This window comes from Methylophaga frappieri, assembly GCF_000260965.1.
GTDB lineage: Bacteria > Pseudomonadota > Gammaproteobacteria > Nitrosococcales > Methylophagaceae > Methylophaga > Methylophaga frappieri.
Window position 1 is genome coordinate 642167 of record NC_017856.1, and the last position, 15352, is coordinate 657518.

Here is a 15352-nt window from a genome sequence, read left to right on the forward strand (position 1 = left end):
TGCTACGGTTTTAGACACTGTAGTACAGATCAAACTCAGCAGGATGTGTTTCCATACGCAGACGGGTGACTTCTTCCATTTTCAGCGCGATATAACCATCAATCATATCGTCGGTGAAAACACCGCCTTCAGTCAGAAAGGCACGATCTTGATCCAAAGCATTCAATGCTTGATCCAGCGCATGACATACTGTCGGGATATTTGCAGATTCTTCTGGCGGCAAATCGTACAAGTCTTTATCCATCGCATCGCCCGGGTGGATCTTGTTTTTAATGCCATCAAGACCCGCCATCAACATGGCACTGAATGCCAGATAAGGGTTTGCTGAAGGATCTGGGAAACGCACTTCGATACGGCGTCCTTTAGGGTTACTGACAAAAGGAATACGGATTGACGCACTACGATTTCGTGCTGAATAAGCCAGCATGACCGGGGCTTCAAAGCCCGGTACCAGGCGTTTGTAGCTATTGGTGCTGGAGTTAGTAAAGGCATTAAGCGCACGGGCATGTTTGATAATACCGCCGATATAGTACAACGCTGTTTCTGACAGACCACCGTACTTGTTACCAGTAAACAAATTATCACCATCTTTAGCAATGGATTGGTGAACATGCATACCACTACCATTGTCACCGACTAATGGTTTTGGCATAAAGGTCGCTGTTTTACCGTAAACGTGCGCAACATTGTGAACGACATATTTCAAAATCTGTACTTCGTCAGCTTTTTTGACTAACGTGTTGAATTTGGTGCCGATTTCACACTGCCCCGCTGTCGCCACTTCATGGTGATGTACTTCAGTTACCAGCCCCATTTCTTCCATGGTCAGACACATTGCTGAACGGATATCTTGCAAAGAGTCGACGGGGGGTACAGGGAAATAGCCGCCTTTCACACTTGGGCGGTGACCTTTGTTGCCATCAGGGAAGACTTTTTCGGTATTCCACGAAGACTCATCCGAATCAATTTTGTAGAAAGACCCTGAAATATTACTGCCCCAACGCACATCATCAAGGATGAAGAATTCCGGTTCTGGGCCAAAATAAGCGACATCGGCCATGCCGGTAGATTGCAAGTAAGCTTCCGCCCGCTTAGCAACACTGCGGGGATCACGTTCATAGCCTTGCATTGTCGCTGGTTCAACGATGTCGCAACGAATGATTAAGGTAATGTCATCCATGAAAGGGTCTAACACGGCCGTTTCCGGGTCCGGCATCAGAATCATGTCTGATTCATTAATTCCTTTCCAGCCAGCAACAGATGAACCGTCAAACATCACACCTTCAGAAAAGGTATCTTCATCAATACCATGCGCCGGATAAGAAACATGCTGTTCTTTACCACGAGTGTCGGTAAAACGGAAATCGACGAATTTGACTTCTTCGTCCTTGATCATCTGTAAAACATTTTCGACTGACATGTAATCTCTCCAGGTTTAAAAATGCACCCCGCGGTGCTACAAAAAATTTACACTCACCATAACAGCACAAAGCTTGCCAACTTCTACAATGCACTCAAAACAGGCAATTAACCGCTTCCCCTCACCACAAAAGCACCAAAAAGGTGCGGTTATTGCACGATAGGCACCACTTTAGTGCGACGCACCAACTCTGACCGTAATGACCCAGCCCGCTTCGCGCGTTTGCTGTTCGGTTATTTCATGACCATGGATTCTCGCCCATGCCGGAATATCATGCAATGCACCCGGATCGGTGCAGCTGATTGCCAGTGTATCGCCCGCTTGTAACTGCTTTACTTTATCTTGAGTCCGAATCACCGGCATCGGGCATAAAAGGCGCTCCGCATTCAGGTAATGGTGACTCATAAATACCAACTTTGCGGGATCTGAGCCGCTGGCATAGGCCGAATTTTTACCATTTCCCGATGGTTATCCGGTTTTCTCACTTCAAGCATCACTTCATCGGCCAGTTTGCCCTGACCAAATCGCGCCACAATCGACGCAGCCAAGTCTAATTGAGCAGACGAGATATCGCCATCAATTAACGCCATTGGACCTTTATGACTGACCGGAGTGAGACTGACATATTGGTTGCGATATCCCTCCATGAATTTACATTCACCTTGATCTCGCGCCACGATAACCTTAAACGTTTTTTCAGGACGCAAGTGACGCCCAACTTTTAATAACATAATGTCATCTAACTCATAATCCCGTGACTGACGCGCCTGCCACAAATCGACCAGTTTGCCTGAATAGCTGGCATCCGTCAGAAAACAACAGCCGCCGGCCGGCGCAGCATAATCTGTAAAGCCAAATGACGCCGCCAGCTTCATTTGCGGCGTACGATTACGCCCGGAAAAACCATAAAGTTGGTCACGATTAATCCAACCTTCACGTTCCGGTTTTGTCGGCGCCAGATTCTTCGCACAGAGCGGTCTGAGCAATATATCCTCGGCACCAGATTCTCTCGCGACAACGGGCATGCTCTTTTTTAGCTGTGATTTAGGCCGTTGGCCGATGACTTCTCCGGTAATAATAAAGTCGAAATGATTGTGATAATTTTCCCGAATCCATTCAACGGCTTTGCGAACCATAAATACCTTACAATCAAGACAAGGGTTCATATGGCTGCCATAGCCATGTCGCGGATTTAGCAAAACATCCTTGTACTCTTCTATGACATCAACAATATGTAGTTTTATTCCCAACTGCTCTGCTGACCATAAGGCATTATTGCGTTTAGTTTTTTCTCGATGCTCATTGCGAATTGCATGCGTATGGCCTTCGACACAAAAGCCCGTATAAAAATTTATCCCTTCAACCTCGATACCCTGTTCCTGAATGACGCGGACCGCCAACATCGAGTCCAAACCACCAGAAAGTAAAGCAATGGCCTTATGGGGACGATCAGCCATTAGGCGGTTCCCCCCACTGTCAGCTTGTCGACTTTCAAGGTGGGTTGCCCAACACCAACCGGGACACTTTGTCCGTCTTTGCCGCAATTGCCAATGCCTGAATCCAAAGCCACATCATCAGCCACCATACTGATACAATTCATGACATCAGGCCCATTGCCTATCAATGTTGCACCTTTGACTGGACGCGTTACTTTACCGTTTTCGATTAAATAAGCTTCGCTACTGGAAAAAACAAATTTGCCTGAGGTGATATCGACCTGACCGCCACCAAAATTAACGGCATAAATGCCTTTTTTTACTGAGCTGATGATTTCATCGGGCTTATGCGGGCCAGCGAGCATGTAAGTATTGGTCATGCGGGGCATAGGTAAATGCGCATAAGACTCCCGGCGACCATTGCCGGTGGTTGGCATACCCATTAACCTGGCATTGAGTTTATCCTGCATATAGCCTGTCAACCGACCATTTTCAATCAAGGTCGTGCACTGTGTTGGCGTGCCTTCATCATCGACAGTTAGGGATCCACGCCTATCGCTGAGGGTACCGTCATCCACAACAGTACAAAGTGACGAGGCGACCTGCTCACCAATTCTGCCTGAAAAAGCAGAGCTACCGCGTCGATTAAAATCTCCCTCAAGCCCATGCCCAACGGCCTCATGCAATAAAACACCAGGCCAACCTGATGCCAGTACCACAGGCATACTGCCAGCCGGGGCATCAACTGCTTCCAGATTAACCAACGCCTGCCGCACGGCTTCTTTGGCAAAAGATTCTGGTAAGTCATCCGCAACAAAATACTGATAATCGAGTCGTCTGCCACCGCCGGCACTACCCCGCTCACGTCGGCCATCCGACTCGACAATGACGCTGACATTTAAACGAATAAGAGGACGGACATCTGCTGCCAACGTACCATCACTGGCCAGAATAAAAACCAGATCTTCTTCACCGGCAAGACTGACCGTTACTCGCTTGACTCTGGGGTCAGCCTCTCTAGCTGCGGTATCGGCTCGCCGTAGCAAATCCAGTTTGGCATCAGCGGATAAAGTCGAAATCGGGTCAGTAGCGGCGTAATAGGGTGTAGCGCGTACCATGCTAGCCAGACTAATTTTTTTCTGCTGCCCTGACTTCACTACAGAACTGGCTGCATCACCGGCTTGGAGTAATGCAGATTTTTCTAAATTGTCTGAATAAGCAAATCCCGTTTTTTCACCGCTAATGGCACGAACGCCAACGCCTTGCTCAAGGTGAAAACCACCATCCTTGATGATCCCGTCTTCAAGTAACCAGTTTTCACTGCGATTACGCTGAAAATAGAGATCCGCATAGTCCACGCCTGGCCGCATTGTTTTGGCCAGTGCAGCTTCAGCATCTTGCAACTGAAGTGACGCCGGGGTCAGCAATGATGCTGTCACGACATCAAGATAGGCTGTGCTCATAATGCTTCTTTTAATCTGGATAAAACGCTTATTTTATCAGAGATCACGGACTTTCCGCGTCAAACAATTGCATTTCCGGCGCATCCCATGGTCCAGTCAGGTTGTAGCGATAGCTGATGATGTCGACCAACTCACGATCAAAAAGCCGTCCGGCTATTTTATCGGCAATAAAGATGGCCGTACCAACCCCCAGTCCGACTGGGCCACCGGCAACCGCGCCAGCCAATGGCAATGTTGAAGAAACTTTGGGCGTAATTTGCACGATTTGGTTATAACTTCGGTCGACTAAGTTAACCGGCCCAGTCACATTAATTACCGCTGTATCACCTCGCAACTGCAAATTATTCGTGGTCGCCAAACCGTTGGCAAACTCAAAACGTCCATCAATTTGGCTGAAGTCCAGACCCTGCCCAAAAAGGTCGCTAAAATCGAGAGACAGGCGACGTGGAATTGCTGTAAAACTGAGCAAACCAAAAATTCGCCCCGCTGCGCCCGGCTCAATTTCCTTCAAGGTGCCTTTGCGTGCTTCAACTTGCAGATTGCCGGTTAACGTTTTTCTGTCCATTGCCAGAGGCTGATCCGGCCAGTTAAATTGCCCCGAAACACGGACCGACTCAGCCTCTATCGCAGGTTGATAGCCAAGATCTGTCAATAAGGCTGCCATATCACTGCTGCTCAACTCTACGCGTAATTCCGTATTATCACCATCATCAGTACGACGCCAATTACCGCTTGCCGTCGCTTGTAGTGACGGCGATTGTAAACTGGCGGAAACCAATTGCCACCGCATCGGCTCACGTAATGCAGTTGCCTGCAAACGCCCAAGCTGCATACCGTCAATACGCAGGTTGTTAATGTTCAACTGAAAACCAGGCCATAAAGGGGACTGGGATGGTTTTGCTTGCTGCGCAGTCGCCCCATCCGATGCTGGCAAGGGAAAATCAATGAAATCAAAGTTTAAGCTCGGCAACACATCGCCTGATGTTGGCCAGTTTATATTGCCTTGTAATTGCGTTGCCGAAAGTTGTAGTTGCCAAAAAGCGGCTTTTTTTTGGCCTTCAAGGTTGACCGCATCCAAAGTCAGCTTAGGCAGCTTGAGTTCCTCAAATTGTAGATTCAACTTATCTGGTTGCCACACTGAGGACGCTGATTGACCAGATTGATTTGCAAGCCACTGTTGCCATGGTGCTAAATCCAGCGATGCCATTTGGCCGGATACCGACACACCGGCGTCAGGTAGAGTCAGATCAGGCTTATTAAAACCAATAGCAACTTGCCAATCGTCTCCCTGCTGCCTTGCTGACGCACTGAGTCCATTATCAAGCGATCCGTTTATGCGTAACGTATCCGCAGGTTCAATTTGTAATGACAACGGCATGGCTGTCTGCGCTGATTTATTAAATGGCGGTGGCAGTGACGATGCAATACCAATAAGGTCTGATTGCAAGTTGACCAAAACCGAAAAATCACCTAGCCCAGTCTCACGAATAGCAATACTCGCCGCTAATTCTGTTGTACCACTGATATCAGCCAGTAGCGGCATATCTAATTGCCAATGCGCTGCCAGGCTGGACACGGACGCACTGGTTTCAATGCTCACCAGTGTTTTGTCTTCGTCTGTGTCGACATTGACGCGAGCCGAATTAGCCAAAAACTGGGTTTGCACATCCGTAGCATACAGCCCGTCATTATCAAATTTCAGCGCCCCGTTAATTGATTGGAACTGCAATTTAGGTAAAGCGGTCAGCGTGAGCTGATTCCCTGTTAAGCCGATGTTACCCTGCACCTGCGTGTTATCGGGATCGAGCAGTGGCACTGTTAGTGCCAAATCCAGGGTTGATTCGCCCTGCAGTGTCAATGATTCAGCCAGCGGTCCAAACCGCTCTGCAAGTGGACTGTTTTTTAAAAAATCCATGCCGGACTGGGCCTGTCCCTGTAATTTTCCATCCACGGTCAATATTGGCAAACCGTTAATCAGGTTATCAATCTCGGCAGCAACGGTTGCAAACTCATAGCCGGCAATTTGACCTTGACTGGCCGCGATAGTCAGCTGATTATTATGACCGTCAACTTGTCCTGATACCTGCTCTAAAGGTGGCCAGCCTTCACCATAATCGAGGGTAACCTGATGCACGGGCAAATGAAAACTGAAGTCGCCTGCGTCCGGTTTTGTGTCGAATGGAAATGCGCGCAAGTCACCATTGAGCTGAACATGACCATCGATAATCTTGCCGGCAACAAAAGCCTCACGCGCCCAGTTTAAAAAGGTCGGCTCCAATATTGACTCCGGGACATACCGCAGCCAATTGGCTACCTGAAAATCGGCAATAGAAAGGCGCATGTCAGTTTCTGGTTCTGTCCCGCCTCGCCAGCTGCCATCGAGTATAAGATGCATATCGGGGTTAATAATCTGAATCGCTTCAACCGCCAGTAGATCACCTGTCGATGCCGGCTGCCAACTCACCCTGCCACTGGCTTTATCAAAATACACGGTTTTCGGCAGTGTCTCGCTATACAATGCAAGCGCTGTACTATTCAGTTCAATTTGTGCTTGTTGTTCATGCCACTGCACCTTCGCCGTCACGCCAGAGACCCCGGGGAAATCGCGATACGGCGCCGTCGCAACATTGCGAAATTCACCGCTTAAAACTTCCAGAGACTGCTCAGGGGATAAACGTAATTCAAACGCGGATACCTCACCAGCCGGGTCCAGCGCCGTCATCCAATCAGGTGTCGCAGAGGTAAGTTTGGCAATTTGACTCACATCACCAATCTGCATGAAGGAACTGGTAAGGGATACACCCGACTTCGGCGAGACGGCTATCTGCATTTCCGTCTCAGGCCATTCACGATTGTCGATATTCACAGCAAACTGATCCAATGCAAGCTGCCACTGAGACGCTTCGTGAATAAAGTCCAGTGCTGTTGAAAAACTATTCAGCGTAACTGCCAACTGTGGATCGTTTGCCGATTGCAGAACAATATCATCCCCCTCCATGGTGCCTACGACTGAAAACATGTCGAGTTGTTTTATTGCGGTCAGGTTCAGCCCTGTCGTACCTTGATTAATCTGAATATCGGCAAGCGAACGCTGGCCAAGTAGTGCGGCTAATTCAATTTCACTGCCTGCAACCCTAACTTGCCAATGATCCAATGCAGGTTGCGCTGTAGACGCCTCAGCCTGAACCTGAATGGCTTCGCCCAAATGCACCGGTGGCTGAATATTGACGGAGCCTTTAATAAAACCGGCATCTTGAACGATTAGTCCATTTTCAAACTGATAGCGACCTGTCAGTTGTGGCCATTTTTCATCTTCATAATCAATGCTGGCCTCTGACACACTCACAGACTCGATGCCCAACGCCCGTTTTTGAAACGTTGCGATATCTTGACTACCCGTTGTGGCATGACCACCAGACAAATGGACTTTTCCTTGGCTATCTCGGCTAATCTGGGCTTGCAAGCCACTTACAGCAACGCTGTCGACGGCTAATTGCTGGTGCTGCAAACTGCTCAGCAAGTCCACCGCCACATCCAGATTGTCAAAAGATAATACCGGCTGACGCGTTTGCTGTGTGAGCACAGTCACGTCACTAAGTCGTAACTTGGGAATGATATCTAGCCAGTAAATACGTGCATCGCCAATCTCAATATCATAACCACTTCGTTCACTGGCCCACGCTGCGATTTCCGCCTGTCTATCGGCAACCGCTTGTGAAAGCCAGTAACCACTAGCCAATATGAGAATCAAAATAACGGCAGCGATGGCGATCAACATGATCAATTGCCGACCGGCAATATGCAGACCTGTCAACCACGATTTCATATTACATCAGCACCACGTTGTACTGTTCTCGACCATATTGAGGTTCACATTGAAACAGAATGGGTTTACCAATTAACTGTTCCAGTTCTGCTACTTTCGTGGAGTCTTCATCATTAAGTCTATCAATGACATCTTGTGACGCTAAAATCAAAAACTGTTTTGACTCATATTGCTTGGACTCTCTGAGAATTTCGCGAAAAATTTCATAGCAGACGGTTTCGACATTTTTGGTATATCCCCGTCCCTGACAGCTTGGACAGGGTTCACACAGAATATGGCCCAGACTTTCCCGAGTGCGTTTACGCGTCATCTCAACCAACCCCAACTCCGATACCGCACTGATCTTGTGTTTGGCACGATCCGTTTGCATGGCTTGTTCCAAGGCACGCAGCACTTGTTCGCGATGACTGAGTTCAATCATGTCAATAAAGTCGATAATGATGATGCCGCCGAGATTCCTTACCCGCAGTTGACGAGCAATCGCATGCGCCGCTTCCAAGTTCGTTTTGAAAATGGTTTCCTCAAGGTTTTTATGGCCAACAAAGCCGCCGGTATTGACGTCAATCGTTGTCATCGCCTCGGTTTGGTCGAAGATTAAATAGCCACCGGATTTAAGTAAAACCTTGCGCTCTAAAGCCTTTTGGATTTCATCCTCAACACTAAACAAATCAAATAAAGGACGCGGCCCTGGGTACCACTCTAACCTGTTCAGACATTCCGGCATGACGCTATCGGCAAAATGACAGGCCGCCTGATAACTTTCTTTTGCATCAATGCGGATACGTTCAATTTCTGGCGTGATTAAGTCGCGTAAGGCGCGTAGTGCCAATGGCAGATCTTCGTAAAGCGCTTCACCACAGGCTAATTGTTTGCGCCGCTCAGTCAGTTTTTGCCAGAGCCGATGTAAAAACTGAAGATCGGCGGCAATCTCAGCCTCACTCCCGCCCTCAGCAGCTGTCCGCATGATATATCCGCCAGAAGAAATAGGCATTTTCTCAAGCAGACACTGTTTTAAGCGCTCCCGTTCCGCTTCATCTTCTATTTTCAATGAAATACCGATTCCTTCTGCTTCTGGCATATACACCAGATAGCGTGAAGACACCGATAATTGTGTGGTCAAACGTGCTCCTTTCGTACCCATGGGGTCTTTAATGACCTGCACCATGAGTTCCTGCCCCTCTCTGAGCAGACTGGTAATTGGCGGAGTCACGGCACTGGCTTCTAGATCTCCCGTCTGTCCTTTTGGAATCGAAATATCAGAGGCGTGTAAAAAAGCAGCACGTGGCAAACCGATTTCAACAAATGCGGCTTGCATGCCGGGCAAGACACGGCAAACCTTACCTTTGTAGATGTTGCCTACCAGCCCACGGGACTCACTGCGCTCAATGAACACTTCCTGCAAAACGCCGTTTTCAACGACAGCGGCACGGGTTTCACTGGGCGTCACATTAATCAGCAGTTCACTACTCATTCGGAGATTCCATACCTTGCAATAATTGGCGGGTTTCAAACAACGGCAACCCCATAATGCCCGAGTAACTGCCCGTTATATTCTCAATAAACTGGGCTGCCAGGCCCTGAACAGCGTAACCACCGGCTTTATCGTTGCCCTCTCCTGTACCAATATACCAATCAATTTCTGCCGCCGTCAGTTGGCAAAATGTCACTGTATTCCACTGAAGTCGGCATTGCAGTGCTGTCCCGTTCAATACAGTCACCGCAGTAATGACTTGGTGTGTTGTACCAGAAAGCCTCTGCATGAATGATCGGGCCATAGATTCATCGACAGGCTTGCCCAGGATCTCATTACCAACTACAACGGCCGTATCAGCAGCCAGGATGGGTTTGCGTGTTAATTGCTGCTCCTGCATTTTCTGCCAACCTGCTTGAACTTTGTTAGTGGTTACCCGTTTGACATAGTCCTCAGGCAATTCATTGGCCATCACCGACTCATCCGTTGTTACTGCCAGTACGTCAAAAGAGATTGCCAATTGCGCCAAAAGTTCGCGGCGTCGTGGTGATCCAGAAGCAAGATAAATGCGTGGAAATCTCATGCCCGATGATAGGGATGATTATTTAAAAGCGACCAGGCACGATATATTTGTTCAGCCATAATCACACGGACTAGCGGATGGGGCATAGTAAGTGCCGACAGTGACCAGAGCTGGTTTGCTCTTGCCATGCATTCTGCCGATAAACCATCGGGACCGCCAACCAAAAAACTGACATCTTGACCACGTTGTTGCCAGGCAGCAAGCTCGGCGGCCAATGCCGGCGTACTCCAAGGCTTTCCCTCAACAGCCAGCGCTACCACATGATCCTGTTCAGATAGCGCTGACAGCAATCGTTTGCCTTCATCTTGCTTCCATTGCTCTGCATGACCGGTCTTGCCTCTTTTTGCCGGCACAATTTCCGTCAATTGCAGGGAACAATCACGAGGTAATCGTCGAGCGTACTCCTGATAGCCATCAGTCACCCACTGCGGCATTTTGTGACCAACAGCGAGGAGTTTTAGCTTCATTCACCGTCTGCCGCCGTCTGCTTGTTTTCAACCCGCCATAACTTTTCCAGGTTATAAGTCGCACGGGTAGGTGCCGTCATGATATGGGTAATGACATCTCCCAGATCAACCAACGCCCACTCCCCAACATCTTCACCTTCAATACCGAGCGGTTGAACCCCAGCGGCTTTAGCCTGAACCGCCACTTCATTGGCAAGGGCTTTCACCTGACGGTTTGAATTGCCGGTGGCAATAATCATATAGTCACAAACATCAGTCATATCAGTGACTTCGAGTACCGTAATATCCTGTGCTTTGATTGATTCCAAGGCATCAAGTACCAGTAATTTCAAATGTTCTGCCTGCATGGCATCTCCATTGGTTAACATCAGTTTTAGTTTAGCGCATGTCGCCTTTGGCGTCTGCGTCATTTCCGGGTGCAGGAAAAATGGATGGGCTTTTTCCGGTCAGATAGTACACCACCAAACCCAACCACTCCCGGCATGCCAGCTCTAGATTTTTCCAATTAGATAAGGGTTGGAAACGGAGCTTTCTATACGCACCGGACTCGGTTCGATAATCGACTGGATAGGGAGTTAGCTTTAGTCCCTGCTGACGTGCCGCACCAATCGCTCTTGGCATATGAAATGCGGACGTAATCAACAGATAATAACCATCGCGGGGTAACACTTGAGATAAATTCTGCATATTTTCGGCCGTATTGCGACTTTGCTGCTCGATCCTCACTTGTTCAGCAGGTAAGCCGGCAACCTGCATCACACGCCGGTGAATCGCGGCCACTTGCGCATGATCTGTCATCGTCAACGCGGCGCTGCCACCACTTACCCACACCGGTGTTTCTGGAAAGGTTCTGGCCAGTTGCGCTGCCACCAGATAACGCTCTGCGGCTTCCCCTACTTCTGCACCACTATGACTTAGTGATACCGTCATATCTTCTGCTCCGCCAAGCACAATCAGGGCATCAGGTATCTGCTCAGTTAGGGCTGGAGCGGCGAACCGGTTCTCTAGTTTACCAAGCAGCATATCGCCCCAAGGATAAAAACTGGTCAGCACCAGTAAAAGGGATAAACCACATAATCCAACTTTGGCCGTGCGTATCCAGCCGACCAACAAGAAAATTGTTGCCAGCACAACACCCCATACTATCCATGCTGTTGGACTGACTAACATCCAGCCAATTTTTGATAATGTGAAAAAATCTGCTTGCATCACCTGTCAGTTGGATACAGACCAAGTTGATCCATCGCGGTCAACACCGTCTCAGGCAGCAAAAACTGAACCGATCCCCCTGCAGCACGTTGTGCTCTGATGGTAGTTGCGGAAATCGCCAAAGGCGTGACATCCAGCGTCCAGACTTTTCCTTCGGTCAGATTGATATCGGCTGATTTGGCAAGATGCGTTTGCAACCATGCTGCCATGGTAGTCGAGAGATCCAGCGCCTCACCAGCGCGTCTGACAACGACGATATGGGCATATTGCAAGAGGGACTGCCAATCACGCCAAGTATCCAATTGTCGGAAATTATCACTGCCTACGATTAAATACAGTGATTGCTGCGGATAATCCTCACGAAGCGCACGCACAGTATCAATGCTATAGGAAGGCCCTGCACGGTTTAGCTCGATATCGTCGACAATTAAAGATGGACAGCTTTTCACCGCCAACTCCAACAACAAACGACGCGCTTTGCCGTCCGTAGTCGGCTGAGAGCGATGCGGCGGCACATGACAAGGCACCAATCGCACATGATCCAGATTTAACTGTTGGCACACCTCAAGGGCAATACGCAAATGACCAAAATGGACCGGATCAAAGGTGCCACCAAAAATACCAATCCCGGTTGGTAAGCCGTTATTTTCGAATTTGGCCACTACCCAACACAATCCATTTTTGAGAAGTCAGCCCTTCCAGACCAACCGGGCCGCGAGCGTGCAATTTGTCCGTGGAAATTCCAATTTCTGCGCCTAAGCCATATTCAAATCCATCTGCAAACCGCGTCGAGGCGTTCACCATGACCGAACTGGAATCCACTTCCCGTAGGAAGCGTCTTGCCAACCCATAGTTTTCCGTCACGATGGTTTCGGTATGCCCCGAACTGTACTGATGAATGTGATCCATCGCCTCATCAATATTCTGGACAATACGTATTGAGAGAACTGGCGCCAAGTATTCTGTATTCCAATCTTCCTCTGTGGCGACATCGATCTCTGGCAAAATCTTCCTGGTCTCGGCACAGCCCCGAAGCACGACGCCTTCATTACGAAATTGCTCAGCCAGCGTGGGTAATAATTGCGCAGCAATTTGTCCGTTTACGAGTAAGGTTTCCATGGCATTACAGACACCATATCGGTGGCATTTGGCATTGAAAGCAATATCAGTTGCCATACTGAGATCTGCTTCAGCATCAACATAAACATGACAAATACCATCCAGATGTTTGATAACCGGCACGCGAGCATCCTGACTGATTCTTTCGATTAGACCTTTGCCACCTCGCGGTACAATGACATCAACATACTCCGGCAAAGTGATTAATTGACCGACTGCTTCGCGATCTGTTGTCTCCACCAATTGCACGGCTGTTTCCGGCAAGCCGGCGTCACGCAAACCATACTGCACGCATTGCGCGATGGCTTTATTTGAATGCAGTGCCTCGCTGCCACCTCGCAAGATAGTGGCATTGCCTGATTTAAGACAAAGACCCGCCGCATCAACCGTCACATTGGGTCGTGACTCATAAATGATACCAATCACGCCCAGCGGCACCCGCATTTGACCCAGCTGGATACCAGACGGCCGGTAAGTCAGGCCACTAATTTCACCAACGGGATCCGGTAACGCAGCAATTTCCCGCAGGCCCGTTGCCATGGCGTTAATTCGCGCTGGCGTCAGCGTCAACCTGTCCAATAATGCCGCGTCCAATCCTTTTTGTTTACCGGCGTCCAAATCCAGCTGATTCGCAGACTGCAAAGCACTGGCTTGATTTTCCACATGATCCGCAATCGCATGTAAAGCATGATTTTTTGCGGCCGTTTCGGCTTTGGCCAGCACCCGGCTCGCTTGCCGCGCTTGTTGACCAAGCTGTTCTATATATTGATAAATATCCACCATTATTCCTATCAAATCACCCTGCTCAATTGCGTTGTAATAAGGGCACTGCGGTTAGTTGCAAACACAGTTGCTCAAGTAACCGCCAGGCATCGTCACAATCTGGACGTCCTTTTGCAGACTGATCAATTTCCGCCAATAACGACAAAAAGCGTCGCCAATGGTTTGGTTCGTGACGCTTGATTGTTTGCAAAGTCACTTGTTGACTCTTTTCCGGCACGCGCGGCTGCTGACTCGAAAAAACCGCTCGGGCCGGAACGCCAGATGCCAGCTGCAAAGCCATATCCGCATGCCGCTGCACGGCCCAGGAAATCGCTGACAAAACGGACAGGATATCCAGACCTTCCGCACGGATACGCGCCAAAACGCGCGGAACCTTACTGACTTGGCCAGCCTGAATCACATCCATCAGACCAAACGCACCAAATCGCGCATTGTCTGCCACACTCTCAACGACCAATTGCTGCGTCACCCTGCCATTATCGCTTAGCAGGCCGAGTTTATCGATTTCTTGCGCTGCCGCAAACAAATTGCCCTCAAGACGTTCGGCCAGTAAATTAGCGACCGATAAATCGGCCTGCAAACCACGCGATTTCATCCGCTGAAAAATCCATTGTGGTAACGCCGAAAACGGTATTGGCCAGATCGGGATAGTCCAACCCGCCGCATCCAGTCCGGTAAACCATTTACTTTTTTGAGAACGGGCATCAATTTTGCCACTGATAATCAACAAACTGATTTCCGCTGGCGCCAGTTCAACAAACCGCTGCAGCCACGCCCCGCCCTCTTTACCCGGCGCACCCTTTGGTAAGCGGATTTCAATCAACTTATGACTGGCAAATAACGATAAATTATCATGCTCAAGCGGGATTTGTGACCAGTCAAATCGACCTTCAACATGCCACACTTGCCGCTCTGAAATTGCCTGCTGTTGCGCTTTTTCACGTACCTGACTGGCCGCTTCTTCAACCAGAAACGTTTCCTCACCAAAAATCAGCGTGATTTTTGGCCAGTGTTGGGACAGGCGTTGAGCGAGCTGTTCAGGTCTAAGCCGCATCAGCCAGCGTTATTTGAGTGCAGATAAACGACGGACAATCGCCTGACTGACTTGCTCATACATTTCTTCGATGAGAATTTCTTCCTCCGCATCGCGGCCAAGCACCTGTTGCGGGTTGAATTGGTAGTCGCGGCGCGCTTCAAACCGTTCTTGCTCAGCCAGCCTGTTTTGCTGTGCATCACTGAGGTTGTAAACCACACTCAAAATCAATTCGTATTCTGCAACTTTGGCGGTTTGCACACCGACTGACATCACCCGTCGTTCCAGCTTATTCTCGGTGAAGGTCATCAATGCCGCCCCGTCACGATATTCATCAATCACCTTGACATCATTGCGATTCAGTATGCGTTTTAAGCGTAAACCCAAACCGTCACGAATATTTATCCCTTGAATGTAGAGCGTTTCAATACTGTCAGGCATCGCGGCGGCGCCTCGTAACTGAAAACCACAGGCAACCATTAGCAAACTGAGCGTCGCAACCAATAATAATCTCAGCGCATTCATCTTTATCATGCGGCGTT

At 49.0% G+C, this 15352-nt stretch carries 14 protein-coding genes; all 14 read right to left on the reverse strand.

What is annotated here, in order from left to right:
- Positions 1–10 precede the first annotated feature (10 nt).
- Complete coding sequence (gene glnA, locus Q7C_RS02830) at positions 11–1420, reverse strand: glutamate--ammonia ligase (RefSeq protein ID WP_014703179.1); 1410 nt, start codon at positions 1418–1420, stop codon at positions 11–13.
- 171 nt (positions 1421–1591) lie between these two features.
- Positions 1592–1825, reverse strand: coding sequence for a sulfurtransferase TusA family protein (locus Q7C_RS02835; protein ID WP_014703180.1), 234 nt, complete (start codon positions 1823–1825; stop codon positions 1592–1594).
- Positions 1822–2877, reverse strand: a complete 1056-nt coding sequence (locus Q7C_RS02840; RefSeq protein WP_014703181.1) for a tRNA (5-methylaminomethyl-2-thiouridylate)-methyltransferase — start codon at positions 2875–2877, stop codon at positions 1822–1824. The genes Q7C_RS02835 and Q7C_RS02840 overlap by 4 nt, the downstream gene beginning before the upstream one ends.
- The gene (gene tldD / locus Q7C_RS02845) at positions 2877–4319 is read right to left on the reverse strand and encodes a metalloprotease TldD (protein WP_014703182.1); all 1443 of its coding nucleotides are present in this window, start codon (positions 4317–4319) and stop codon (positions 2877–2879) included. Before tldD ends, Q7C_RS02840 begins: the two co-directional genes overlap by 1 nt.
- Positions 4320–4362: 43 nt before the next feature.
- The gene (locus Q7C_RS02850; RefSeq protein WP_014703183.1) at positions 4363–8145 is read right to left on the reverse strand and encodes a YhdP family protein; all 3783 of its coding nucleotides are present in this window, start codon (positions 8143–8145) and stop codon (positions 4363–4365) included.
- A gap of 1 nt (position 8146) precedes the next feature.
- On the reverse strand, positions 8147–9616 hold the full coding sequence (gene rng, locus Q7C_RS02855) for a ribonuclease G (protein WP_014703184.1): 1470 nt from the start codon (positions 9614–9616) through the stop codon (positions 8147–8149).
- A complete protein-coding gene (locus tag Q7C_RS02860; protein ID WP_041366444.1) occupies positions 9609–10199 on the reverse strand; it encodes a Maf family protein in 591 nt (196 codons plus the stop codon). The genes rng and Q7C_RS02860 overlap by 8 nt, the downstream gene beginning before the upstream one ends.
- On the reverse strand, positions 10196–10666 hold the full coding sequence (gene rlmH, locus Q7C_RS02865) for a 23S rRNA (pseudouridine(1915)-N(3))-methyltransferase RlmH (protein ID WP_041366446.1): 471 nt from the start codon (positions 10664–10666) through the stop codon (positions 10196–10198). Before rlmH ends, Q7C_RS02860 begins: the two co-directional genes overlap by 4 nt.
- Positions 10663–11013 carry a ribosome silencing factor gene (gene rsfS / locus Q7C_RS02870; protein ID WP_014703187.1) on the reverse strand — a complete coding sequence of 117 codons (351 nt, stop codon included), beginning with the start codon at positions 11011–11013 and terminating at the stop codon, positions 10663–10665. Before rsfS ends, rlmH begins: the two co-directional genes overlap by 4 nt.
- A 31-nt stretch (positions 11014–11044) precedes the next feature.
- Entirely contained in the window at positions 11045–11875 is an 831-nt protein-coding gene (locus tag Q7C_RS02875; RefSeq protein ID WP_014703188.1) for a YdcF family protein, read from the reverse strand.
- Positions 11875–12537: a nicotinate-nucleotide adenylyltransferase gene (nadD, locus tag Q7C_RS02880; protein WP_014703189.1), complete on the reverse strand. Its 663-nt coding sequence runs from the start codon at positions 12535–12537 to the stop codon at positions 11875–11877. The genes Q7C_RS02875 and nadD overlap by 1 nt, the downstream gene beginning before the upstream one ends.
- On the reverse strand, positions 12518–13777 hold the full coding sequence (locus Q7C_RS02885) for a glutamate-5-semialdehyde dehydrogenase (protein WP_420795004.1): 1260 nt from the start codon (positions 13775–13777) through the stop codon (positions 12518–12520). Before Q7C_RS02885 ends, nadD begins: the two co-directional genes overlap by 20 nt.
- Positions 13778–13799: 22 nt before the next feature.
- Positions 13800–14831, reverse strand: coding sequence for a DNA polymerase III subunit delta (gene holA, locus Q7C_RS02890; RefSeq protein ID WP_014703191.1), 1032 nt, complete (start codon positions 14829–14831; stop codon positions 13800–13802).
- A gap of 9 nt (positions 14832–14840) precedes the next feature.
- Complete coding sequence (locus Q7C_RS02895) at positions 14841–15344, reverse strand: LPS-assembly lipoprotein LptE (protein ID WP_014703192.1); 504 nt, start codon at positions 15342–15344, stop codon at positions 14841–14843.
- Positions 15345–15352: the final 8 nt, after the last annotated feature.